This window comes from Amycolatopsis sp. NPDC049252 (genome assembly GCF_043197175.1).
Taxonomy (GTDB): Bacteria; Actinomycetota; Actinomycetes; order Mycobacteriales; family Pseudonocardiaceae; genus Amycolatopsis.
This window is the reverse complement of the sequence record NZ_JBICSQ010000022.1, coordinates 95,868-119,906: the sequence shown is the minus strand read 5'-3', so window position 1 is coordinate 119,906 and position 24,039 is coordinate 95,868. Positions and strand designations below refer to the sequence as shown.

Genomic DNA, 24,039 nt, shown 5'->3' with positions numbered 1-24,039 from the left:
GTGCCGCCGGCCCGCAGGCCGCCGGGGCGGATCGCGCAGTGGCCGCCGCGGCGGCGACGCCCGCCGATCCGGCGCGTCCCGCCGCCCGGCCCGGCCTGGAGCAGCCGGCCGAGACTTCACGACCCTCGGCGGCACCAGGCCGGCTCCACGCCGTGCCCCGGCCGGTTCGTGCCCCGCGCGCGGCGGCACCGGCGATGCGCCCGGACCGGGAGCCGGATCGTGGGCCGGGTGCCGTCCAGTCCGTCCTGGCCGCCAACCGGCCGCCGCACCGGCGGACCCCGAAGCCGGATGTCACCGTCGTGGAGACGCCGCCCGTCGAGCGGCCACCCGCACCACCGGCACCGCCACCGATCGTCGTGGTGCACGCGCCCGTCGAAGCCGCCGCCGTCCCCGCGTTCTGGGAGCGACGGCAGCTCGGCCGCCTGACCAACCGGATCGTGCGATGAGCGCGGGCACGGCGATCGGCATGGTCAGCGCGTCGCTGCGCAACCTCCTGGTCGGCGAGATGCGGCTGAACCCCGCGCCGGACGTGACGATCCTGGCGCCCGACGAGGCGAGCACGACCAGGCGGGTCAACCTGTTCCTCTACAAGCTGGCCGAGAACGAGTTCCTGAAGAACCAGGACTTCACCGTCAAGGCGGGCACCCCGAACCAGCTGGTGCCGGCACCGCTGTCGGTCAACCTGTTCTACCTGCTGACGCCGTACGCGCCGAACGACCCGCTGGAGGGCAACGCCACCGCGCACCAGATCCTCGGCGAGGCGATGCGGGTGTTCTACGAGAACCCGGTCGTCCCCGCGATCTACCTCGATCCCGGTCTCGCCGACGCCAGGGAGCACCTGCGGATCACCGGCGACCTGCTCGACCCCGAGGAGCTGCGCGGCATCTGGACGACGTTCGCACATCCGTTCCGGCTGTCGGTGATGTACCAGGTGTCCACCGTCCAGCTGGACCGGCTGCCCGCGGCGCAGCGGCCGCTGGCCAACCGCGTGCGCACGGTGGGCGTGCCGGAGGTCAGGGCGCCGCTGGACCTGCCCGTGGTCACCGGCATGACGCCGGGCGCGGGCCCGGCCGGCACCGTCGTCACGTTCACCGGGACGCACCTGGCCGGCTGGCGGGGCATGGTGTCGGTCGGCAACCTGACGGTGCTGCCCAGCCAGCCGCTGACCGCCGACTCGTTCACCGCCACGGTGCCCGCCCTCGGTGCCGGTTTCTACGAGCTGAGGGTGGACGTCGCCCAGCTGACCCGGCGCACGTTCCTGTTCGAGGTGACGCCATGACGGGCTACCGCGACCCCGTCGAGCACCTGGCCGACGAACTCCGCCTGCTGGACCTGCTGATCGGCGTGCGCCTGGCGTCGATGTCGCTGCGCAACGAGGAGTTCCCGGACGGCCAGCCGGCGCGGACGGTCTACATCACCCGGGACGAGGTCGACTGGCTGCTGGCCGACGGCGGGGACATCGCGCCGCCGGTCCGGAGTGTCGCGCTGAAGCAGCTGTCCCTCGAGATCGACGCGAAGGTCGCCGCCGGCGGTGACCTGCCGCTGGTCAGGCTCGGCCGGCTGTTCGGGCTCTCCGCCGTCGAACTCGGTGCGGTGGTCGTGTGCCTCGCGCCGGAGCTGCGCCACAAGTACGACCGCGTGTACGCCTACCTGCAGGACGACATCACCCGCCGTCGCCCCAGCGTCGACCTGATCCTGACGCTGCTGTGCGACACCGAACCGCGGCGGTGGGCGGCCACCGGCCTGTTCACCCCGGCGGCACCGCTGCTGCGGCACGGCATCCTGCACCCGGTCGACGACCCGCAGAGCCCGTCCGGTTCCTCCGACCTGGCCCGGTTCCTGGTGCTGGACCGGCACATCCGCCAGTTCCTGCTGGGTGCCACCGACCTGGACCCGCGCCTGGCCGGCCACGCCCGCATCCACCAGCCGTCCGACGCCGGCACCGCGGACCCCGTCGTCGACCACCTGGCCCGGCTCGCGCCGCGCGTGTGCTACCTGCACGGCCCCGCCGGGGCCGGCAAACTCGACCTGGCCGCCCGGGCCAGCCACCGGATGGGCCTGCCGCTGCTCAGCCTGAACGCCGCCACCCTGCCCGAGCACGATGCCGCCGAGCTGATCCGGCTGACGTTCCGCGACGCGCTGCTGCGCGACGCGGCCGTCAACGTCGCCGACCTGGCGCCGATGCACGAGCCCGCGCTGCGCTCGGCCCTCGAGGACCACCCCCGGCCGGTCTTCCTCACCGGCGAGCCGGACTGGACCGGCACGCTGGAGGTCCACCCGGTCGCCGTGCCACTGCCCGATGCCGGCCGGGCCGTCGAGATCTGGCACCGGCACCTGGCCGCGCACACCGATGCCGCCGCCCGGTGGGCCGCCGAACTCGGCGGCCGCTACCGCCTGCCGCCGGCCCGCATCCGGGCCGCCGTCCGCCTGGCCGACGAGCTACGGCTGGCGCGGCCGCGACCGGGTGCCCTGACGCTCGCCGACGTCGTGGCCGCCTGCCGGCAGCAGTCCGGGCGGACGCTCGGCGGGGCCGCGGTCAAGGCGACCTGCCGTGCCGGGTGGGACGACCTCGTCCTGCCCGCCGACCGCGCGGGCCAGCTGCGCGACATCCGCGACCAGGTCGTGCACCGGCACCGGGTGCTGCACGACTGGGGCTTCGGCGCGAAACTCGGCCGTGGCACCGGCCTGACCGTGCTGTTCAGCGGCGCGCCGGGCACCGGCAAGACGATGGCCGCCGAGGTGCTGGCCGGCGACCTGGACGTCGATCTGTACACAGTGGACCTGGCCGGTGTGGTCAGCAAGTACGTCGGCGAGACCGAACGCAACCTGGCCCGGATCTTCGAGGCGGCCGCGCACAGCAACGCCGTCCTGTTCTTCGACGAGGCCGACGCGCTGTTCGGCAAGCGCACCGAGGTCACCGACGCGCACGACCGGTACGCCAACATCGAGACCAGCTACCTGTTGCAGCGCATCGAAGAGTACGAGGGGATCGTCGTGCTCGCGACCAACCTCCGGCAGAACCTGGACGACGCGTTCCTGCGGCGCATCCGGTTCGTCGTGGAGTTCCCGTTCCCGGAGGCCGAAGACCGGCGCCGCATCTGGCAGGCGGTGATCCCGCCCGGTGCGCCACTGGCCCCGGACGTCGATTTCGCCGACCTGGCGGCGCGGTTCGCCGTCACGGGCGCGAGCATCCGGAACATCGCGGTGAACGCGGCCTTCCTGGCCGCCGCCGACGGCGGCGTGATCGACCGTTCGCACATTCTGCTCGGCGTGCAGAGCGAGTTCGCGAAGATCGGCAAGTTGTGGATCGACCTTCCGGTTCGGACAGGGGAATCATGAGCGACGGTTTTCCGAACAAACCCAAGATCCTGCGGGGCGCCTTCGTCGAGTTCGGCCTGAGCGTGCCCCCGCTGGTCGTGGTGTTCCAGTTCAACCCGGTGCAGCTGACTCGCAGCCGCGCGCTCACGTTCGCCTTCCCCGGCGTACCCGGCCCGACGCCGGCCGGTGCGGTGCCGGCCGCCGTGCCGCAGCGCAGCCTCCGGCAGGCCCGCGCCGAATTCGGCGACCTGCTGGAACTGCAGAAGCAGCAACTGGTTGCCGTGCAGGACCAGACGATCGCGTTCGACATCCGGTTGGACGCCACCGACAAGCTGGACGCCCGGGACGGCATCACCGAGCAGTTCGGCATCGGACCGCAGATCTCCACGCTGGAACTGATGGTGGCGCCCAAGGACGAGAGCCTGCTCGGCGGTGCGGCCGCTGCGCTGCTGGGGAAGTCGAAGGGGTTCAGCTTCGCCAGGAGCCCGAACCCCCCGATGATCCTTTTCGTCTTCGGCCGCAAGCGGGTGCTGCCGGTGAACATCACCACGATGGGCATCACCGAGACCGAGTTCAGCGCCGACCTCAACCCGATCCGCGCGACGGTGTCGGTGAACCTGACCGTCATCGAGGGCAAGAACGTGCCGTTCCGGTACTCGAAGGCCATGGTGGAGGCGATGTCCGTGCTGAACCTGGCCACCGTCGCCGACACCGCGAACGTCGTGGTCCCGGGGTGATGTGACATGTTCGGCAAGCTCTCCCGGTACCGGCGGGTGCCCGACATCGCCGTCGTCGACGCGCGCGGCAGGGTCGTGGCCGCGAAGGACTTCCGGCCGCTGCCCGAGGTGACCGGCACGTTCACGCACACGGTGGACAGCGGCGACCGCCTCGACCAGCTCGCCGCCACCTTCTACGGCCAGCCACTGCAGTACTGGCACGTGTGCGACGCGAACCCGGACTTCCTGTCCCCGCTGGCCCTGCTGGGCCAGGAACCCCTGGTCACCACCCGGTTCCCGGTGACCGCCGCCGGCACGTCGCCGCGGGGCGCGCTGCTGGCGGCGCTGTCGGCGACCGTCGGCGTGGACGCCGTGACCGCGGACGACGACGCCGTCGTGGTCACCTACAACCGGACCGACCTCGACGTGACCGCCGTGATCGACGTGATCGAGAAAGCCGGGTTCACCGTCGGTCTTCCGGCCGACAGCGGCCGGCTGGGCCGGCAGATCGTCATCCCGCCGGCGGTGAGCTGACCGTGAACACCGACAACCTGCTGGTCGAGATCGGCGGCGCCGAAGTGCCGGCGCTCGCCGACAACCTGATCAGCCTGGAGATCGAGCTGGACGACCAGCTGACCGGCATGTTCCGGCTGACCCTCGCGCTGCTGCTGACGGCCGACGGCTCCTGGTCCTATGTGGACGAGGACCGGTTCGCCGTCTGGACGAAGGTCGAAATCACCGCCGGCCTGCAGGGCGACTCGCAGCAGCTGTTCACCGGCTACATCACCCACGTGGCCCCCGAGTTCGGTCCCGGACTGGAACAGTGCGTGCTGACGATCTGGGGGATGGACGCGAGCGTGCTGATGGATCGCGCCGACGTGCTGACGACCTGGCCGGACATGCGGGACAGCGACGTCGCGACCCTGCTGTTCAAGCAGGCCGGCCTCAAGCCGCGGGTCACCGACACCGGCGTCGTCCACGACGAGGACACCGGCACGATCGTCCAGCGGGAGACCGACATCCGGCTGCTGAAACGGCTCGCGCGGCGCAACGGATTCGAGTGCTTCGTCGACGGCGACGTCGGCTACTTCCAGCCGCCCACGCTGGACGACGCACACCAGGTCGAGCTCAACGTGCACGCCGGCGAGCAGTCCAACGTCAACCGGTTCCGCGTCGAAGTCGACGCGCTCACCCCGGCGGCCGTCGGGATGGCCGAGATCGACCACGGCACCGGCGAAGTGCGGGTCGAGGCGGCGCAGAGCGGCCACCAACCGGCGCTGGGCGCCCACCGGCCCGCCGACGTGCTGCCGGCCGGGATCACGCCCGGCCAGGTCCTCATCGGACAGACGGTGGCGACCGGCCCCGCCGAGATGGCGGCGCTGTGCCAGGCCCTGTTCGACGAGAACGAGTGGTTCGTGACCGGTGAGGGCGAGGTGGCCGCGAACTCCTACGACGCGATCCTGCTGCCGCGCCGGACCGTCGTCATCAACGGCATCGGCGACACGCACAGCGGCACCTACTACGTCACGCACGTCACGCACCGGTTCACCGACGACGGTTACGTCCAGCGGTTCCGGGTCAAGCGCAACGCACTGGTGGCCGGCGGCGGGGTGAGTTCGCCGTGACCCTCGAACGCGTCGTCGCCGGCTTGGCCGACCGGCTCGAACACCGCTACTACGGCAAGTACCGCGGCATCGTGAAGTACAACGACGACCCGGCCGGCCTCGGCAGGCTGCGCCTGCAGGTGCCCAGCGTGCTGGGCACCGACGTCGTCACCGGGTGGGCGACGCCGTGCGCGCCCTACGGCGGCGCCGCCGACCAGGGTGTCCTGTTCGTCCCGGACCTCGAGGCGGGGGTGTGGGTGGAGTTCGAGGAAGGCGACCTGGAGTTCCCGATCTGGGTCGGCACGTACTGGACGAAACCCAAGCCGGGCAGCCAGGTGCCCCAGCCGCAGCAGGCCGACGGCACCGAGTCCGACGACGTTCAGCGGCCGCCGACCGCCAAGATCATCCGGACCGGCAAGGGCCACACCGTCCAGTTCGAGGACAAGGACGGCGCCGAGTCGGTCATCATCCGCGAAGGCGCGCAGGGCCATCTCGTGGTCCTGGACCGGGACGGCATCAAGGTCACCGACGCCACGGGAAACTCGATCGAGATGACCGCGGACGCCATGACGCTGACCGCCGTCGTCCCGTTCAAGATCGACGCCTCCGGCCAGCCGGTGGAGATCGTCTGCGACAGCATCGACCTGAAGAAGGGCTGAGTCATGGGAAAGCTTGTCGTGGTCGAAGGAGATCCGGTGACCGGCAACGACATCCACCACGTGTCCGGCACCGACAGCCAGGGCCATCCCTACCTGGGTACCGGGAAGTTCGCCTACAACGGTTCGGTCACCGCGCGGCTGAGCGACTTCGTCTCGATCGGCGGTACCCCGGTGGCCCTGGTGGCCAGCGGTAGTTCGCTCGGCTCCGCCGAGACGGCGACCGGCGGTCACGGCCCGTTGAGCGGCAGTGAGTTCAGCGCGCCGGGCCCGGCACCGAACTCGCCGGTGACGTTCCTGGACGTACCACTGGGAGCGGGCGCACCGAGCAGCGGAGCCGGCAGCGGGCTGCTGACCGTCGGCGGCGTCAAGGTCCTGCTCGACGGCGACGGCTTCGACACCTGCGGCCCGGCACCGACGACGGCCGCGTCGTCGGTCGCCGCACAGGGTCAGGACTTCGTGACATGTACCGAGTGAGGGGGTGGGCCGGATGGTGACCGGGTTCGAGTTCCCGTTCGGCGTCGACGCGACCGGGTCGATCCGGCCGGTCGACGACGACGCCGTCCAGTTGCGCGGCAAGGTGATCCAGGTGCTGTTCACCGCGCAGGGGGAACGGGTGAACCGGCCGGACTTCGGCTGCGGCCTGTTCAACCTCGTGTTCGACCCGAACAACGCGATCATGGCCGCCGCCGTCGAGTTCTCCATCGGGCAGGCCTTGACCCGGTGGCTGGGCGACGAACTGGCCGTGGTCGGCGTCGACGTCGGCTCGGTCGAAGAGACGACGAGCGTGGAGGTGTCCTACGTGCGCCGCAAGGACCTCGCACCGCAGGCGCTCCGGGTCCATTTCAGATAGGGGGAGGGTGATGGTGGACATCGTTCAGGTGAACGGCCAGCCGGTCATCGACTACATGGCCCGCGACTACGAGAGCCTGCTTTCGGCCATGCGCGACCAGATCCCGCGGAAACTGGGCCAGTGGACCGACTTCGCCAACGAGGCCGACTTCGGCAACGTCCTGCTGCAGCTGTTCGCGCACATCGGCGACATCCTCAGCTACTACCAGGACCGGGTGGCGAACGAGAGTTTCCTGGGCACGGCGCAGACCCGGCGCAGCGTGATCGAACACCTGCGGCTGATCGGCTACGAGCTGGGCACGGCCGCCGCGGCCGCGGCCGACCTGACAGTGACCGTGCCCGGGTCGGTGACGTCGACGGTGACGCTGGCCAAGGGCACCGCGTTCGCGACGAAGAGCCGGCAGGACCGGCCGGCCGCCCGCTTCGAGTACACCAGGGACTCGCCGCTCGTGATCGACTTCAGCACGATCGCGGCCGATCCGTCGACCGGCCGGAAGGTGTTCGCCGGGCTGCCGGTGCAGGAGGGCAGGCTGGTCGGCGCCGAGGTGCTCGGCACGTCCGACGGCACCCCGAACCAGCGCTTCCCGCTGACCCACCCCGGCGTGCTGCTTGGCAGGCCCGGCGTCGCCCAGCCGACCGGCCAGGACATCATCGTGCGCACCGAACTGTCCGGCACGGTCGACGTGTGGACCCGGCGGGACACCTTGGCGTTCAGCCAGGCCGGGCAGCACGACTACGTGGTCGAGGTCGACGAGAACGACCGGGCCGAGGTCATCTTCGGGGACGGCGGCTTCGGTGTGGTCCCCCGGCAGGGAGCCCAGGTCACGGCGACCTACCGCACCGGCGGCGGCCAGGCGGGCAACGTCGCGGCGGGCACGATCAGCACCATCGCCGACGCGCCCGCCCTCACCCTGCTGGGCGCCACGGTGACCAACCCGGCGCCCGCGACCGGCGGTGCCGAGCGGGAGACCGTCGCGCACGCCGTCGCCCAGGCGCCGTCGGTGTTCCGGTCGCTGCGCCGCGCGGTCACCGGTGCCGACTACGAGGCGCTGGCCCTGAGCTACAAGGGGGTCGGCAAGGTGCGGGCCGCCGCCACCGGCTGGAACACGATCACGCTCTACATCGCACCGGAGGGCGGCGGCAAGGTCAGCGACGTGCTGGAAGCCGGCCTGATCGGCTACTTCGAGGACAAGCGGATGCTCAGCCAGATCGTCGAAGTGTCCGATGTGGACTACGTGCCGATCTTCGTGACGGCCGAGATAGCGGTGCGGAGCTTCTACGAGCCCGCAGACGTCATCGCGGCGGTCCGGCAGGCGGCGGCCGAGCTGCTGGCGTTCGACAACGTCGACTTCAGCCAGACCGTGTACCTGAGCCGGTTCTACGAGGACAGCCAGCAGGTGCCGGGGGTCCAGTTCGTCAACATCACCGAGTTCCGCCGCGGTGACGTGACGGCTCCCGCCGTGGAACCGCACGGCACGATCGTGCTCGGCCCGAACGAGGTGCCGGTCGTTCCCACCGCAGCCGCCTACGCGCTGGGCCTGAACGTCGTGCTGGTCGACCAAGGGGGGCGGTGACGATGCGCCTCGTCGGCATCACAGCGACCGCGCACAGCGACGGCAACCGGATCGACCTGTCCTGGTCGTTCCCGGATCCGCAGCACCCGGTGAACGTCCGGGTGGTCCGGGCCGAGCGCACCCACCCGGTGCGGCCGGCGGACGGCGTGCTCGTGGCGCAGGGCGACGGGATCACCACGGCTACCGACACCGGCCTGCTCGGCGAGCACGTCTACTACTACACGCTGTTCCCGTTCACCGGGAGCCCGCCGGTGTACGACCCCGACCCGCACAACGTGACCGAGGCGATGGCCACGGCGTCCTACGACTTCGCCGGACGGCTCTACGCCCTGCTGCCGGCGATCTACCGCCGCTACGACGCCGAACGCCCGGCCGCGCTGCGGCCCGGCCAGTCGCCGGTCACCGATCCCGGGCAGCTACGCGGCTTCCTGGACCTGCCCGGTGCCGAGCTGGACCGGCTGTACAGCCTCAACCGGGCCGCGCTGGGCTTCCTCGACGTCGATCGGGTCGACGGCCGGCTGCTGCCGCTGCTGGCCCAGTGGATCGGCTGGCCGACCGACCTGCGCCTGCCGGTCGGCGCGCAGCGCAACGAGATCCGCTACGCGCCCCGGCTCTACCCGACCGTCGGCAGTGTGCCGACGCTGGACGCGACCGTCGCCCGGGTCACCGGGTGGGCCAACCGCACCAAGGAGTTCGTGCACAACGTCGCGCGCAGCAACCAGCCGGAACGGCTGAACCTGTTGTCCAGGAGGCGGGACGCCACCGGAACCTGGTCGGAGCCCGCACTGGCGTCGGTGAACTTCGCCTACGACGGCCGACCGGTCGCGATCCGCGACACCGACGGCTCGACGCTGGTCTTCTTCCACACGCTGCGGCAGCACGGCTGGGACATCTGGGCCAAGCGGTTCGCCGGCGGCGAGTGGCAGCCCAGCCGGCCGGTCGTCGACCAGCCGGGCATCGACAAGAACCCGGCCGCCGCCGTGCAGGGCAGCCTGGTGCGGCTGTTCTGGCAGACCTACGACCCCGGCTTCGGCTGGCGGATCTCGACCGCCACCCGGACCGGCACGACCTGGTCCGCGCCCTCGATGTTCGGCGACGCGGCGACGCAGCGGCGGCTGCCCGCCGCCGTGGCCGACGACGCCGGTGGCGTCTGGCTGTTCTGGCTGGAACTGGTGGCGGGCGGCTGGCAGGTCCGCTACAACCGGCACAACGGCACGATGTGGCAGCTGACCACACCGGCCACCCTGCCCCCGGACGGCGGCGCGGACCCCCGGGTCGAGGACGACCTCTGCGTGCTGTTCCACCCGACCAGCTCGACGCAGCGGCTGTGGCTGTTCTGGGCCCGGCGCGAGCCGGGCGGTCCGGCCGGCCAGACGCGGTGGAGCATCGTCCACCGCGTCAAGCAGGGCCTCGCCCCGGACGTGTCGGACTGGTCGCCGGTCCGGTCCCTGCCCAAGACGGGCACTGCCTACCACGACCGGCAGCCGGCCCCGTTGGTGACCGCGACCGGGGACATCGAACTGTTCTTCAGCTCCACCCAGAACGGCGGCTGGACCATCGTCCGCAACTCCCTGGCCGTCAGCACCCTCCTCTGGGGCACGAACCAGCTGGTGGTCGACGGCCCGTACGCGCGCCGCGGCCCGATGGTGGCCGACCTGAGCACCGGCACCCTGCTCGTGTACCGGTCCAACGCGAGCATCCTGTACACCAGCAGCGAGTTCGGCGCGACAGCGACACTGGACAACCGCTATGCCGGAACGACCACAGTGGACACCGGTGGCCGGCAGAAGCTGGACCGGCGCGGAGCGCTCGACGACTTCCAGACCTACACCTACGACACCGGCCACGACGGCGAGCGCGACAACGACGTGCGCGTCTCGCGGGACACCGTCGGGCTCTACCTCACGCCGACCGTCACCGATCCGGCGCAGGTCAAGGCGACCACCGACCGGCTGGCCGGTGTGCTCGCCGGCTTCGCGCCGGTGACGACGAGAGCCGTCTTCATCACGCCGTGAACCGGCACGACCATCTCAGAGGGGGGTCACCGTGGGTGACTTTTCACGCAGCACGTTCGACCGCGTCAAGCACTACGTCGGTGTTCGCCTGCAACAGGGCGTCCCGCTGGTGGACGCCGACTGGAACGAGCTGGAGGACATCCGGCGCTTCGAAGTCCAGGCGTTCCTCAAGTGGTTCGTCGGCGACGGCGTCCCGGCCGGCAACGACGGCTTCCGGATCACCGCGGCCGCCGGTGGTGGCGTCAACACGATCCGGCTCACGTCGACGGCGTCCGCGCCCGCCAACTCGACGGTGAGCGTGGACCTGGCGCACTCCACGGCCGCCGCCGCACTCGGCTTCACCGCGCCGAACCGGCAGGCGAGCCGCGGCCTGGCACCCGCCCGGCTCACCGGTGACGCGGCCCAGCCGTTCCCGCTCACCGCCGGCATGACGTTGTCGATCACCGCCGACGGCGGCGCCGCCGAGACGATCACGTTCGCGGCCGCCGGCTTCTCGGCCATCGGCGCCGCGACGGCCGCCGAGGTGGCCGCCGCGATCAACGCGTCCGCGACCCGGGTCGTGGCGTCCGTCGGTGCCGGCGACGACTTCGTCATCACCGGCGGCGACGGCACACCGGAGCACGCGGGGCGCTGCCTGGCCGAAGGCCGGGACGCCGTCCAGGAAGGACGGTCGGCCTACGGTTCCCAGCCGCTGTACGCCAACAGCGCGCTGGCCGCCGCGTGGGGCGTGCCCGTCGTGGCGCCGCTCGCCGCGCCGTCCAGCGGCGCCCGGTCGGACCTGGTGTACCTCGACGTGTGGGACCGGGAGGTGACCTCCGCCGAGGACGGTTCGCTGGTCGACCCGTTCATCGGCGTCGAGACGAGCGTGCGGCTCAAGCGGGAGTGGGCGGTGCGGGTCCGGGTGGGCGGCACGACGGTCCCGGTCAGCGGGGACGGCGACTTCACCGCCGGGCATTCCTACCTGCCGCTGGCCCAGCTGGCCCGGCAGGCCGGCACCCCGGCGATCCTCCTGCCGGCCCTGACCGACCTGCGGCCCCGCAGCCTCCAGCTGGCGCCGAGCACCCTGGCGGAGGACATGCTCGGCGGGACGGCCGCCGACTACCGGCAGGGCCGCAACCGGCCCAAGGTGAACCTGCGCGACACGATCAACGCGCTGCTGACCGGCCAGCTGCCGGCCAGCCAGGACATCCCGGTGTCGCCGGCCGCCGGGCTGGACGTGCTGAACAAGGCCAGCGTGGTGGACGCGAACGGCGGCCTGGTCGCCGTCTGGCAGTCCGCGCGCACGGCGGGCACCAACCAGATCCTCGCCGCCCGGCTCGACCCGGCCCATCCCGAACTCACCTTCACCACCGCGCCCGCGATCACCAGCGGTGGCGCGCACCTGGAACCGGCCGCCGTCGCGCTGCCCAACGGCGACGTCCTCGTCGCCTACCAGACCGGGGGGTTCGACCAGACCGGCACCGACGTGATGATGAAGCGTGGCCCGCTGGCCACCATCGGCACCCAGACCGAACAGCCGGTGGCGAACACCGCCAATCCCGTCGCCGACCAGGCCACGCGCGCGGCGATCGCCGGGGACCAGGTCGTGTTCTTCACCCACCAGAGCAGTTCCACGCTGAAACAGTGGTTCTACCGGCGCTACCGCCACACGGACAACACCTTCCTGGACGGGGTACCGGTGGCGCTGTCCGCGACCGGCCTCACCCAGCGGAACCTGCACTGCGCCGCGGCCGGCGGTGTCGTGTGGGTCGCCTACGCCGACGGCGCGAAACTCCAGACGCTGCGGTTCAACCCGGTGCCCGCCACGTCGAACCCGCAGGACCCGCCCGTCATCGACTTCACGTTCAACACGGCGGCGACCGGCGCCCTGGACGTGTTCGTGCTCGCGCTCAGCGCCACCGACGCGCTCGTCTGCTACGACGACGGCAGCGCCGGGCTGGGCATCGCCACGTGCAGCAACGGCACGTGGACGACCAGCCACATCCCCGACTCGGACACCATCGACGGTTTTCCGACGTTGGTGCGCGACGCCGACGGCACCGTCTACCTCGTGAGCGCCCGGGTGCTCTCCAGCAGCCTCATCGATCTCGTGCTGCGCAGGCGCAGCCCGATCAGCGGGGGCTGGGCGAACGCGCAGCGGCTGATCACCAACGTCCAGATCAACCAGACGCCGCACCCGCTCCTGGTCCCGAACCTGGGCCTGTGGCTGCTGTGGCAGAGCAACCGCACCAACGCGGATTTCGACATCTACGCCAAGCAGATCATCACGGCAATTTGAGGGGAACCACCATGCCAGATCCCATCATCAATCCGACGACCGGCGGCGCGTCGGGCTACACGATGTCGGACACCAGCGCGTTCGTCGCGGTGTTCTCCGTGGCCCTGCAAGCAGGCGGGGGCTCACAGGAGAGCTTCACGCTGCAGTACGCCGACACGGTGAGCGGCGTGACGTCGTCGCTGACCCACATCGACACCGGCACCGGCGCCCGCATCACCCAGCAGCTGCCCGCCAACGGCACCCTGTTCGTGCCGCCCACCGGCACCCACCAGTACCAGATCGACGTCGTGACCGAGACCATCCAGGGCGACACGGTGAACGTCGGCGTCACCTTCACCGACCTGAACGGCGGTGTCGTCGACGCCGAGCTGTGGGAACTGCGGGTCTCCACCGGCGCGCCCACCGCCTGGTCGCTCGGCTTCTCCAGCGAGAACGTGGACGTCCAGTGGGCCGCCGTCAACCCGGTGGCCACGCTGAACGTGCCGGCCACCGCGGTGGAACTGCTGGACACCGACCTGCACGCCGGCAACGCCAAGTCGGACAAGACGTTCGCCGGTACGCCGCCGGTCTTCGACGCGACCTACGACTGGTCCTACACCGGCGCCGCGCCCATCACGGCCATCTCGAACGACCCGGCCAAGCCGACCGAGACCGACGTCCCGAAACTGACGGTCAACCTGCCGAGCGTGTACGAGCAGATCCCCATCCAGTTCGGCCTGCGCGTCAAGCTCGACGACGCGGCGGGCATCTACACCGGGTTCCTGCACAACTCCGCGACGGCGCCGATGACGATCACCCAGCGCCGCAAGGACATCGTCTTCGTGCTGGACCGCTCCGGCAGCATGGCGCTGGAGAACCGCTTCGAGAACGCGAAGACCGCGAGCAGGGTGCTGGTCCACCTGATCAACGGCCTGCTCACCGGCGTGGGCACCGACGACCGGGTGGCCATCGTCGCGTTCGAGGACGAGATCGCCGGCTTCCGCGCCGGCCCGCCGTCCAGCCGGATCGTGGCCCTGCTGCCGCTGACCCCGCTGGACGACGCCCTGAAGGCCATCAACAACCCGGCGTTCGACTTCGGCGCCCCGGGGACGAACACGCCGATCGGCGACGGGCTCATCTTCGCCATCGACCTGCTGGGCAACGCCGGACCGATCACCGACCAGCGGTTCTCGATCATCATGTTCACCGACGGTGAGGAGAACTGCGGCGACGTGGCGCTGGTGCCGGCCTCGGCGACACCGGCGAACGGGGCGATCTCCTTCCAGGACGCCGTCAACTCCAGTTCGCTGCGGAAGGCCGTGCTGGACCCGAGCCGCTGCGTCCTGTCGGCCATCGCGCTGGGCCCCACCGCCGACCAGGGCGTGCTCTCACAGCTGTCGACGTTCCACGGTGGGGTGTTCGCCCTCGCCAACGACCCCAGCGAGCTGACGCAGCACGTCGGGGACATCCTGGCGGACGTCCAGAAGGTGAACGCGGTCACCAAGGCCACGACGCCGACCACGGGGGTTCCGGACCCGGACGCGCCGCCGGCCCCCGCCGTGCTGCCCGCGGTCTACTTCTCCACCGAACCGAGTGTGGACCGGCTGGTGCTCGCCGTCACCCCGAAGGCCGGCACCACCGTCTTCACCGACACCATCCAGCTGTCCCGCTGGGACGGTGCCATTTTCCAGCCGTTCCCCGTGGAGATCCAGGAAACCCAGTCGGACCGGGCGCTGTCGGTGGCGCAGCTGCCCACCGTCGCCAAGGGGAAGAAGATCGACTGGCGGCTCATCCACGGCACCGGGCCGTCCACCGCGGAGGAGCTGGACCCCAGCCAGGTGCTGGTGTACCTCGACCTGCACCTGCTCGCCGACGTGGTGCTCGACAAGCCGTCTTACCTGACCGGTGACCGGATGGAGCTGACGGTCCGCATCCGCCAGGACGACCAGCCGATCCGCGGTGCGACCGTCACGGCGACGCTGGACGCCCCGACCGTCGGCCTCGGCCAGCAGCTGACGGCGCTGACCGACGCGACCCCGGGTTCGGCCGCCGGCAGCCCGGACAAGCCGACCTGGATGGAGGAGCGCATCGGCGCACTGCTCACCAAGCAGCAGTGGAAGACGCTGCCGCGCACCTGCCACAGCGGCGGCGGGCTGTTCGTCGACGGTACGAACGGCCTGGTCGACCCGGACGGCGACGGCAACTACACCAACACGTTCGCCCAGGTGTTCAAGGAGGGCACGTACACCTGGCACCTGTCGGTGGCGGGCACGGACGTGACCGGCAACCCGTTCACCAGGGAGCTGACCATCAGCACGTTCGTGCGGGTGAAGGTCGACCCGAAGGCCACCAAGATCACGGTGACCCGGATTCCGCACGACCCCAGCGGGATGTCGGCCGCGCAGGTGGTCATCCTGCCGCAGGACAAGCGCGGCGAGGACCTCGGGCCCGGCAAGGACGACGAGGTCATCTTCGCGCTGCGGGACGGCACTTTCCAGCACGTGTTCAACCACCAGCCGGCGCCGGTGCAGACCGACGGCACCTACCGGCGGGTCGTCCTGTTCACCAACCGTCAGCGGCCGACGCTGCAGGTGAGGGCCGGCGGCGTGCTGCTGCCGACGATCGACATCCGCCGGCGGCTGCTCGGTTTCGGGGACGACGACGACTGACCGGCGACCGGGCGGAGGCTCGCGGGCCTCCGTCCGGTCCGGCTTCGGAGGGGACATGGACAGTCAACGTGTGACGCGCAGGAAAACGCACCGGCAGGCCCGCCCGGACCCGGCCGCACCGGCGGCCGTGCCGGCCAGTCCGGTGGCGGCCGTCCACCGGGCATTGGGCAACCACTGGTCGGATACTGCGTCCGCCAGGGACACCGCGGCCCACGGTTCCGGCGTGCCACTGCCGGACGGCCTGCGTTCCTCGATGGAGCACGCCTTCGCGGGTGCCGCCGTCTCGCCGGCGACCGCAGCGGCGCAGGGCAAGTCCGCGGTGAGCAGGGCAGGGGACGCGGGGGAGCGGGAGGCGGACGCGGTCGCGGCCAGGGTGGTCGCCGCACCCGCGTCGACGACCGCCGGAAGCCCCGACTTCGGTTCGGTGCGGGTGCACACCGGGCCCGACGCTGAGCGCGCGGCGCGTTCGATCTCGGCCGCCGCGTACACGATCGGGGACGACGTCGTGTTCGGCGCCGGCCAGTACCGGCCGGACACCCCGGACGGACGGTCGCTGATCGCGCACGAACTCACCCACGTGTTGCAGCAGCGGGCCGGGGCGAAACAAGTGCACCGCAAGGAGATCGACTCGTCGCTGGCCGGGGGTAACCGGGCCAACGTCGGCCCGTCCGACTGGCTGGCCCTGGATCGGCAGGAATGGGAGATCCTCAGCCTCAACGGCGGGATCCGGTCGCTGTCGCCGTCCAACACGTTCATGCGCGCGGCGTTCTACAACACGCAGAACATCCTGCCGGCCGAATACACGACGATACGGCAGCGACACGACTACTACGACCTGATGAGCTACGTTTTGGAATTCGACCGGAACACGCCGGGCCCGCTGCGGGACATCCGTTTCTTCCACGCGGCCACAGTGGTCACCGGAACGCCCGGTGTCGGCTCGGTGGACACGGTGCTGGGCGCGAAGATACTGGGGCAGGACACCCGCCAGATCCTCCGCGACGTCAACGAACAGCTGTTCGCCCTCAACATGAAGGTCATCCACAACCTGATCTTCGAGTGGAAGCAGCCGCGCGATCCGGTGACCGGTGCGCCGGGGGCGATCGGCGGGTTCGATTTCGACATCCGGATGGTGCAGAACGAGCAGCGGACGGTCGAGAACTTCATCGGGAAAAACCAGTCGCGGTTCACCGGTGCCGTCGTCAGCGAACTGAACGACACCCTCGATCCGGACAAGTTCGGCCAGTTCTGGAACCCGTCCAAAACCGGCTTCGAGTGGGCGAAGAAGGCGCTCGGCGTCCCGGCCCTCGACTTCCGGAACCTCGACCACCGGCAGGCGATCGGCTTCGCCGAGGTGCATCTCTTCCACCACAAGTCGTACGCCGACTACGAAGCGTTCGTCCGCGCCCGCAAGCTCGCGACACCCAAAACTGTCCCCTAGTGGCGCACGTCAAGTCGTGTGTCAGCAGGCGACCGAACCGGGCATCCGCCGGACCGCTGTCCACGAACCTGGACTGGCTCGAGCCCACCTGCAGGGAGGAGAGACCCATGACCCTTCTCGGCCGGACGAACGCGGCCGCGCAGGAGAAGGCCGTGACACCGGAACGCGCGGCCGTGCGCCCTGCCACACCGGGTCCGGTGCTGCGACGCGCGCTGGGCAACCAAGCGCTCGCCGACCTCGCGACCGCCCCGCCGATCGTGGACAGTGTGCTGCGCGCGGAAGGGCAGCCACTGGACAACCAGTCGCGGTCGGTCATGGAGTCCCGGTTCGGGCACGACTTCGGGGCCGTGCGGCTGCACACCGGCGCGCCGGCCGCTCGGTCGGCGGAGGCGGTGGGCGCCAACGCGTACACGGTGGGGAACGACGTCGTGATGGGCGCCGGGTTTGTGCCGGGTACCGATGCGGGACGGCGGCTGCTGGCGCACGAGCTGACGCACGTGGTCCAGCAGGAGAAAGCAGCCCCGCGACCATCCGGCGGCCTCCCGGTCGGTGCGGTGCACGACCCGCTGGAGCACGAGGCGCACGCGACGGCCGACCGGGTGGCGGGTGGCGCCCAGGTGACCGTGCGCGGGGCAGGCGCACCTGTGGTGCGGCGCGACCCGAAGCCCGCGAGCCGCCGGAGCGGGCCGGTCGACTGGAAACCCGGCATGCGGGCCACGCTGCTGAGCGACGTCGTCGCCGGGCACGACAGGTTCGGCGGTCCGCTGAAGACGGTGAAGGCGGGCACGCTGGTCGAGGTCGTCCTCGACCAGGGCTTCGGCGTCATCCAAGTCCAGCCGGCCGATCAGAAGGCGCGCGGCAAGGAACCGTTGCAGGTCAACGACCTCGCGCTGGACCCGGTCGGCGCCGCGGCCGCCGTTCCGGCCGTGGTGCCGGTCCCGCTTCAGTACCAGCTTCTCGACCCGGGCCCGAACTGGGGCGCCGCGGCGGCCCGGTCGACGGTCATCGGCGCCGCGCGTGGTATCGGTTACCTGGTCTCGCCGCCGGTACGCGGCGGCCTGGACCCGCTGCTCCCGCTGGCCGGCAGGCTGGGTGAGGCCGCGCCGCTCGGCATCAGCGGTGACGTGATCACGCTGGAGCGTTACCTCACCGATCCGGTGAAGGAGCTGACGCCGAGGTACGCCGACGAGCTGGCGGAGCTGTTCTTCCAGCAGCAGCACGGGCAGAGCTGGTGGCAGAACAACTTCGGGCTGACGGAGCGACAGCTGGGCGAGATGCCGGGCCTGGTGGCGCGGATGTCACGGGGCGGGATCGGTTCACTCGCGCCGGCCGAGCAGCGGCTCGTGCTGACGTTCCTGCAGGCTCACGCCCAGAACGTGGCGTCGGCGGGCCAGAAGATCGCCAGTCCGGCACTCTCGGCCACGGTCCGGGAGGGGCTGTCGGCCCTTCCGGAGGCAGCGCCGTTCTTCCGGGAGGCTCCGTACGTTGTGCGGATCCAGGTCCCGGTCGAGGCGGTCGTGGACGTGAACGCCACGCTGGGTGCCCAGCGCTTGCCCAGCCTCGTGTACGAGGCGGAGGTCCTGGTGTTCACCGACGCGCGCGGCGCGATCACCAGCGTGCGGCCGAACCCGGTCGGCGCCCTGGGCCGCGCGGCGCCGGTACTCCGGTGGGCGGGCAAGGGCTTCATCGTGGTCGGCGCCGCGATCTCGGTGGGCCGCATCGCCACAGCGACCCCGGCGGAACTCCCTCGCGTGCTCGGCGAGGAAAGCGGGGGCTGGCTCGGTGGCGCTGGCGGTTCCGCACTGGCCGGGGCCGCCTGCATCGCTTTCGGCATCACGACCGAGGGCGCCGGCCTGCTCCTCTGTGGCCTGGCGGGCGGCATCGGCGGCGGCCTCGGCGGCTCCTACCTGGGCGGTGAACTGGGCGAGGCAGCGGGCCACCGAGCGCGCGGCGGGGCTCGGATCTTCACCGAGGTAGTCAACCCGGCCGTGGAAAGAGCGATCTGGGGCGACAATCCCATCCCTCCGATCGGTTACGTCCCGGCCCCTCGCTGAGGTGGAGCTGACGGGAGGCCGGAGCGGTGCGAGTCGGCGGTCGAGGTGGGCGGCGGACCGGTCGGCCTCCGCTCACGCCGGTGGCCGCAACCGCGATCAGGATGGCAGCGCTGTGTCTTGCCGTCGAAGCATGACGGGCCGGCCGGCGGCGATGCGGCACGTCGGGTTCTGTGGTCTTTTCGCCCGATCGGGGTGGTGGTCGGCGTGATCGCGGCACCCGTGATCCTCGGCGCGAGATTGCCCGCCGGGGCTGGACGCCTTGACTCCAGCCGGTGGTCTGGAGAGGCCAGCCGTGACGCGCAGAATCACCTGATGACCCCGCGTGGCAGCGGGTGCATCGGGAGACACGGTTCGCGAACTGGTCGGTCCAGCCGCCGGGGCGACAGTCGCCGAACAGTGATCAATTTACTGCCGCGTTCTGTGGTGAGTTCCCGAGGTCTTTGGCATCCGAGTAAGGTCGAAGGCGGGGATGTCGACCAGCATCGCGGTGTCGTACGGGGTGGTCCCGATGGCGATCGCGGTGACATCGTGCGGGGTGTTCTGGGCGGTTTCGAGCCACTCCGGCCACAACTGGACGGTCGCCGACCGGGCCGGGCTGTGGGCGAAGCTCACCCACGGGATGTCGAGTCGCCGCGCGAGAACGTCCTGTTCGGACGGCGGTCGTTCTCGGCGAGGTGTTCGGGCAACGACGGTTTGAGCGTCCGCATCGTCAGATCGTCGTCCGGTCGCGTGTTGTCGCTAGATTCCCAGCAGCAGCTTTGCGTACTGTTCGCGGTCGAGTTCGGTGATGAAGGCCGGATGCCGGGTTGCGGTGCCCAGGTCACGCCAGATTCGCTGCGCCGGATCCGATTCGGCGAATCGGCCGGCGCCGCCGACGTCCAGCAGCTTGTCCACCGCCTGGCGGATCTGCCGCGCGGCGAACCCACAGTCCATTCGGGAGCGGGCGATGGCGAGGGTGGACAATCGTGCCCCCGTGCGGGTGGCTCGGTCGACGGCGTGGGCGGTGCGCGAGGCCTGCAGGATCGCACTGTCGATGAGCATGGCGGCCTCGGCGATGTTCGCCTGCACGCCGGGGGAGTCGATCGCCCGCGCAGGCGATCTCCCCGCGGAGACCAGGGGGCGGCCGGCGCCGAGTTTCGCCACGACGTGATCGTAGATCGCCATGCCCATCCCCAGCACCGGTGCGGCCAGTGCACCCATCAGGCCCTGCGGTTTCGGTACGCTCAGGGGCATCGAGGGCTCCTGGACCGGCCGGGAGGCACCGGCCGCCCGGGACGCGAAGATGACCTGCTCCTCCGGGACGAAAACGTCATCCGCGATGATCGTGTCACTGCCCGTGCCGCGCATCCCGGCCATGTTCCAGGTGTCTTCGATCGACAACGCGCTCGTCGGAACCAGGGCGAATCCGCTTTCCTGGGGGGACGTTCCGGCCTCGGTCACCACACTGAGAATCGCCCAGGATGCGTTGTGTATGCCCGAAGCCCAGCCCCATCGGCCGCTGAGCAGGTAACCGCCGTCGACCGCTCGTGCCGGCACGGCGCCGGCGGAGGAACCGCACACAGTCGCGTCCGGATCCTCGTCCCAGACCCGATGCCGTACCCGGTCCGGGAAAAGCCAGAGGGCGATACTCGCGGTGTAGTACACCGTCAGCACCCAAGACGCCGACGGGCAGCCGCGCGCCACTTCTGCGGCAATAGCCGTCGCAGCGCACGCGCCGGCCTCGTGACCGCCGTACCTCCGCGGTGTGGCGAGGCGGAACAAACCCTCTTTGCGCAGCGCCGCAACGGCGTCGTCGGGCAGTCTTCCCGTGGCATCCGCGGCCGCCGCGTTGGCGCTCAGGCCCGGCACCAGCGCGGCCGCGGCCGACACGAGTGCCAGTTCCTCCGCGGGCAGGTCGGCGGTGAGCGCCTCCAGCCGATCGTTCACCGGCGGCGAGTCCGGCTGTCCTGGCCGGGCTGTGCTGCCTGCCGTCGTGGTGTTCCTGACCTTGCTCGGGTCCATCGCCGTCCATCTCCGCTCAGATCCTGATACTGAGTATCGTTTGTGAAACCACGGTACCAGGTTTGGGGTGTAGTACCATCAGCCCCGTGACCAGGCTGCCGGATCGGGACGAGCGCCGTCCCGGTGCACGTGAACTCGCCCGGCGTGCCATGAGGGCGCAGGTGGCCAAGATGGCGCTCGATTTGTTCCTGGACCACGGCTACGAGCAGACCACCATCGACGACATCTGCGCGGTCGCCGGGATCTCGCGCAGTACGTTCTTCCGCTACTTCCCTTCGAAGGAAGATGTCTTCGCGAGCGAGACCTCGACCGCTGTCGACGAGATAGTGCTGGCGTTGCGTCAGCGACCCGATGACGAAGCCCCGTGGTCTGCGCTCCGCCATGCGATGAGCCCTCTCGTCGAGTACTACGCGACCCAGACCGAACGCGCACACCGGCTGGCTGCGCTCGCTGTGACGACCCCTGCCCTCGCTACGCTCCACCAGGAGAAGCAAGCGAGATTCCAGGCCCTGATCGCACCCGAGCTCGCACTACGGCTCGGTTCGGACCCGGACGACTCGACCGATCCGCGACCCCGTGCCCTCATCGCCGGCGCCCTGGGTTGCCTGGAGGCCGCCGTTGCGGCTTGGATCGCCGGTGATGGAACGCAGCCCCTGGGTCGGCTGCTCGACCGCGCGATGGGCTCGATCAGCCCTGGCTTGCCTGAGTCGTAGCAGGAATGCCGAAGGCGGCTGGCACCCCTGGTGTCGTGCGCGTGTCCGCGGCGGAGAAGAAGACACGGTTGCCTGGCCGATAGGTGGTGGCGATCCGGGCGGTGGGAGCTCCCTGCGCGTTCAGTCGAGTGAGCTCGCCAGAAATGACCATCGGGTCAGCGCGGCCGGATCGGCAGTTCCTTTCCCGCCCGGGCGAACGCCGGGATGTGCGTCGGCGGGGTCTCGACCTCGATGCGGACGCCTCCGTCGTGAACCTCGCCGGTCACGGCATCGGTCCAGGACGTTCCCGCCGGGAGGTGGACCGAACGGCCGGCCGCGCCGGGTTCCAGCACCGGGGCGACCAGGAGGTCCGGGCCCAGCATGAACTGGTCGTCGACGTCCCAGGCGGCCGGATCGCCGGGAGCGTCGACGAACAGGGGCCGCATCGGGGGGATGCCGTGCTCGTGCGCGACCCGCATCTGCGCCATCAGGTACGGGCGCAGCCGTTCTCGCAGCCGCAAGGACTGGGTGATCGACTCGAGGGCCGAAGGGCCGTAGGACCAGACTTCGTTGGGGCCGCCGGTCATCTCGGGTCCGAACGCGGACCGGGGGTCGCGGAAGCCGTGCAGGCGGAACAGCGGGCAGAACGCGCCGTACTGGAACCAGCGGACCATCAGTTCGCGGTACTCGGGCGAGTCCGGGTCGCCGCCGTGGAAGCCGCCGATGTCCGTGGTCCACCACGGGATGCCCGCGATCGCCAGGTTGAGTCCGGCCTTGACCTGGGCGCGCAGCGACTCCCACGTCGGGGCGATGTCCCCGGACCACACAGCGGTGCCGTAGCGCTGGCTGCCCGCCCAGGCCGACCGGCTGAGCAGCACCACCTCGTCGTCGCCTTCGCCGAGGATGCCCTCGTGGAAGGTCTTGGCGTGCAGCTGGGGGTAGACGTTGAACACCTCCGCGCCGCTCCCGGCGTGGAAGCTGAGGTTGTGCGGATGTCCCGGCTGGATCTCCGGCTCGTCGCCGTCGAGCCACCACGCGCGGATGCCCTTGTCGTAGTAGTTGCGCTTGACCGTCGACCAGAGGAACTCCCGCGCGGCCGGGTTGGTCGAGTCGTAGAAGGCGACCGGCATCTCGACGTCGAAGCCCTTGTCCTTCCACGGCGCGTGCGCCGGGATGCCCTGCTCGGTGCCGACCAGCAGGCCGCCCTCGTGCATCTCGCGGTAGTTCTCCGACAGCGGGCTGACCGTCGGCCAGATCGACACCATCAGCTTGATGCCCATTTCCCCGAGCTCCTGGACAAGGCCCTCGGGGTCCGGCCACTCGGCCGGGTCGAACTTCCAGTCGCCGAGGTGGGTCCAGTGGAAGAAGTCGGCCACGATGACCGAAAGCGGCAGGCCACGGGCGTGGTGCTCCCGGGCGACGGCGAGCAGTTCCTCCTGCGAGCGGTACCGCAGTTTCGACTGCCAGAACCCGGCCGCCCACTCCGGCAGCATCGGGACGTGCCCGGTGGCGTCGGCGTAGTGGGAGAGGATCTGCCGCGGCTGCTCGCCCGTGGTGATCCAGTAGTCGATCTGCCGGGCGTTGTCGGCGACCCAGCGGGTGCCGTTCTCGGCCAGCTCGACGCGGCCGACGGCCGGGGAGTTCCACAGGAAGCCGTAACCCCGGCTGGAGAGCAGGAACGGCACGGACACCTCGCCGTTGCGCTGCACGAGGTCCAGCACCAGTCCCTTCTGGTCGAGCCGGCCGTGCGTGTGCTGGCCGAGACCGTAGATCCGCTCGCCGGGGTAGGCGGCGAACCGTTGCTCGAGCCGTCCGAAACCGTTGGCCGCGGGCATGAACAGCCTGGCCCCGGGCCACCAGAAGTGGGCGCGCTGCTCGGAAAGCAGTTCTTCGCCGGTGTCCGTGCGGACGAACCGCACGATCGTGTCGATGCCCGTGTCGCTGTCGGCGATCTCGACGATCCCGGTGAGCGCGCCGTTGACGATCGTGGCGGTCCGCTCCCGCACCTCGACGTCCACCGGCGCCGGCTTCGCCGGGACGAGGGCGCCGGGGACGTCCTCGCGGACGCCGTGCCGCCCGACGCGGACGCGCAGGCTGTCGGCGCCCCACGGTTCGATCCGGAGGACTTCGTGGCGCACGGTGACTTCGAGCGCCCGGCCGTCGTCGAGAACGGCGATCATGCGGTCTCCT

18 protein-coding genes and 1 pseudogene are annotated in these 24,039 nt (G+C 70.7%); 16 read left to right on the top strand and 3 right to left on the bottom strand.

Going from position 1 to position 24,039, the window contains the following annotated elements; genetic code table 11:
* From ACGFMK_RS23970 to ACGFMK_RS23900, 15 genes and pseudogenes are all read left to right on the top strand, one after another.
* Positions 1–446, top strand: a pseudogene (locus ACGFMK_RS23970) (hypothetical protein); the annotation flags it as partial.
* Positions 443–1,279, top strand: coding sequence for a Pvc16 family protein (locus ACGFMK_RS23965; protein ID WP_392767083.1), 837 nt, complete (start codon positions 443–445; stop codon positions 1,277–1,279). The pseudogene ACGFMK_RS23970 and the gene ACGFMK_RS23965, both read left to right, overlap by 4 nt.
* Positions 1,276–3,339, top strand: coding sequence for an ATP-binding protein (locus ACGFMK_RS23960; RefSeq protein ID WP_392767081.1), 2,064 nt, complete (start codon positions 1,276–1,278; stop codon positions 3,337–3,339). The genes ACGFMK_RS23965 and ACGFMK_RS23960 overlap by 4 nt, the downstream gene beginning before the upstream one ends.
* Positions 3,336–4,055 carry a hypothetical protein gene (locus ACGFMK_RS23955; protein ID WP_392767078.1) on the top strand — a complete coding sequence of 240 codons (720 nt, stop codon included), beginning with the start codon at positions 3,336–3,338 and terminating at the stop codon, positions 4,053–4,055. Before ACGFMK_RS23960 ends, ACGFMK_RS23955 begins: the two co-directional genes overlap by 4 nt.
* A gap of 6 nt (positions 4,056–4,061) precedes the next feature.
* Entirely contained in the window at positions 4,062–4,568 is a 507-nt protein-coding gene (locus tag ACGFMK_RS23950) for a hypothetical protein (RefSeq protein ID WP_392767075.1), read from the top strand.
* A 2-nt stretch (positions 4,569–4,570) separates the two neighbouring features.
* Positions 4,571–5,659, top strand: a complete 1,089-nt coding sequence (locus tag ACGFMK_RS23945) for a phage late control D family protein (RefSeq protein WP_392767072.1) — start codon at positions 4,571–4,573, stop codon at positions 5,657–5,659.
* Entirely contained in the window at positions 5,656–6,297 is a 642-nt protein-coding gene (locus tag ACGFMK_RS23940) for a phage baseplate assembly protein V (RefSeq protein WP_392767069.1), read from the top strand. The genes ACGFMK_RS23945 and ACGFMK_RS23940 overlap by 4 nt, the downstream gene beginning before the upstream one ends.
* Before the next feature lie 3 nt (positions 6,298–6,300).
* Positions 6,301–6,771, top strand: coding sequence for a hypothetical protein (locus tag ACGFMK_RS23935; protein ID WP_392767066.1), 471 nt, complete (start codon positions 6,301–6,303; stop codon positions 6,769–6,771).
* Between the two features lie 13 nt (positions 6,772–6,784).
* Positions 6,785–7,147 (top strand): GPW/gp25 family protein, encoded by a 363-nt coding sequence (locus ACGFMK_RS23930; RefSeq protein WP_392767063.1) that lies wholly within the window; start codon positions 6,785–6,787, stop codon positions 7,145–7,147.
* A 10-nt stretch (positions 7,148–7,157) separates the two neighbouring features.
* Positions 7,158–8,720, top strand: coding sequence for a baseplate J/gp47 family protein (locus ACGFMK_RS23925; RefSeq protein WP_392767060.1), 1,563 nt, complete (start codon positions 7,158–7,160; stop codon positions 8,718–8,720).
* Positions 8,717–10,735, top strand: coding sequence for a hypothetical protein (locus tag ACGFMK_RS23920; RefSeq protein WP_392767057.1), 2,019 nt, complete (start codon positions 8,717–8,719; stop codon positions 10,733–10,735). Before ACGFMK_RS23925 ends, ACGFMK_RS23920 begins: the two co-directional genes overlap by 4 nt.
* A gap of 31 nt (positions 10,736–10,766) precedes the next feature.
* On the top strand, positions 10,767–13,013 hold the full coding sequence (locus tag ACGFMK_RS23915; protein WP_392767054.1) for a DUF6519 domain-containing protein: 2,247 nt from the start codon (positions 10,767–10,769) through the stop codon (positions 13,011–13,013).
* Positions 13,014–13,024: 11 nt separating this feature from the next.
* Positions 13,025–15,661, top strand: coding sequence for a VWA domain-containing protein (locus tag ACGFMK_RS23910; RefSeq protein WP_392767051.1), 2,637 nt, complete (start codon positions 13,025–13,027; stop codon positions 15,659–15,661).
* Between the two features lie 70 nt (positions 15,662–15,731).
* Positions 15,732–17,102 (top strand): DUF4157 domain-containing protein, encoded by a 1,371-nt coding sequence (locus ACGFMK_RS23905; RefSeq protein WP_392767048.1) that lies wholly within the window; start codon positions 15,732–15,734, stop codon positions 17,100–17,102.
* Positions 17,103–17,209: 107 nt separating this feature from the next.
* Positions 17,210–19,156 (top strand): DUF4157 domain-containing protein, encoded by a 1,947-nt coding sequence (locus ACGFMK_RS23900; RefSeq protein ID WP_392767046.1) that lies wholly within the window; start codon positions 17,210–17,212, stop codon positions 19,154–19,156.
* Positions 19,157–19,561: 405 nt separating this feature from the next.
* On the opposite strand, the gene ACGFMK_RS23895 is transcribed toward ACGFMK_RS23900, so the two are convergent.
* Together ACGFMK_RS23895 and ACGFMK_RS23890 are read right to left on the bottom strand one after the other, a co-directional pair.
* Positions 19,562–19,768: a hypothetical protein gene (locus tag ACGFMK_RS23895; RefSeq protein ID WP_392767044.1), complete on the bottom strand. Its 207-nt coding sequence runs from the start codon at positions 19,766–19,768 to the stop codon at positions 19,562–19,564.
* A 126-nt stretch (positions 19,769–19,894) separates the two neighbouring features.
* Positions 19,895–21,157: an acyl-CoA dehydrogenase family protein gene (locus ACGFMK_RS23890; protein ID WP_392767042.1), complete on the bottom strand. Its 1,263-nt coding sequence runs from the start codon at positions 21,155–21,157 to the stop codon at positions 19,895–19,897.
* An 86-nt stretch (positions 21,158–21,243) separates the two neighbouring features.
* On the opposite strand from ACGFMK_RS23890, the gene ACGFMK_RS23885 reads away from it, so the two are divergent.
* Positions 21,244–21,870, top strand: coding sequence for a TetR family transcriptional regulator (locus tag ACGFMK_RS23885; RefSeq protein WP_392767039.1), 627 nt, complete (start codon positions 21,244–21,246; stop codon positions 21,868–21,870).
* 155 nt (positions 21,871–22,025) lie between these two features.
* Here the strand turns inward: ACGFMK_RS23885 and ACGFMK_RS23880 are convergent, their stop codons facing one another.
* On the bottom strand, positions 22,026–24,029 hold the full coding sequence (locus ACGFMK_RS23880; RefSeq protein WP_392767036.1) for a TIM-barrel domain-containing protein: 2,004 nt from the start codon (positions 24,027–24,029) through the stop codon (positions 22,026–22,028).
* Positions 24,030–24,039 lie beyond the last annotated feature (10 nt).

Coding starts and splice junctions, on each gene's coding strand:
- ACGFMK_RS23965 (WP_392767083.1), top strand. CDS start 443: ATGAGCGCGGGCACGGCGATCGGCATGGTCAGCGCGTCGCTGCGCAAC.
- ACGFMK_RS23960 (WP_392767081.1), top strand. CDS start 1,276: ATGACGGGCTACCGCGACCCCGTCGAGCACCTGGCCGACGAACTCCGC.
- ACGFMK_RS23955 (WP_392767078.1), top strand. CDS start 3,336: ATGAGCGACGGTTTTCCGAACAAACCCAAGATCCTGCGGGGCGCCTTC.
- ACGFMK_RS23950 (WP_392767075.1), top strand. CDS start 4,062: ATGTTCGGCAAGCTCTCCCGGTACCGGCGGGTGCCCGACATCGCCGTC.
- ACGFMK_RS23935 (WP_392767066.1), top strand. CDS start 6,301: ATGGGAAAGCTTGTCGTGGTCGAAGGAGATCCGGTGACCGGCAACGAC.
- ACGFMK_RS23930 (WP_392767063.1), top strand. CDS start 6,785: ATGGTGACCGGGTTCGAGTTCCCGTTCGGCGTCGACGCGACCGGGTCG.
- ACGFMK_RS23925 (WP_392767060.1), top strand. CDS start 7,158: ATGGTGGACATCGTTCAGGTGAACGGCCAGCCGGTCATCGACTACATG.
- ACGFMK_RS23910 (WP_392767051.1), top strand. CDS start 13,025: ATGCCAGATCCCATCATCAATCCGACGACCGGCGGCGCGTCGGGCTAC.
- ACGFMK_RS23900 (WP_392767046.1), top strand. CDS start 17,210: ATGACCCTTCTCGGCCGGACGAACGCGGCCGCGCAGGAGAAGGCCGTG.
- ACGFMK_RS23890 (WP_392767042.1), bottom strand. CDS start 21,157: ATGGACCCGAGCAAGGTCAGGAACACCACGACGGCAGGCAGCACAGCC.
- ACGFMK_RS23880 (WP_392767036.1), bottom strand. CDS start 24,029: ATGATCGCCGTTCTCGACGACGGCCGGGCGCTCGAAGTCACCGTGCGC.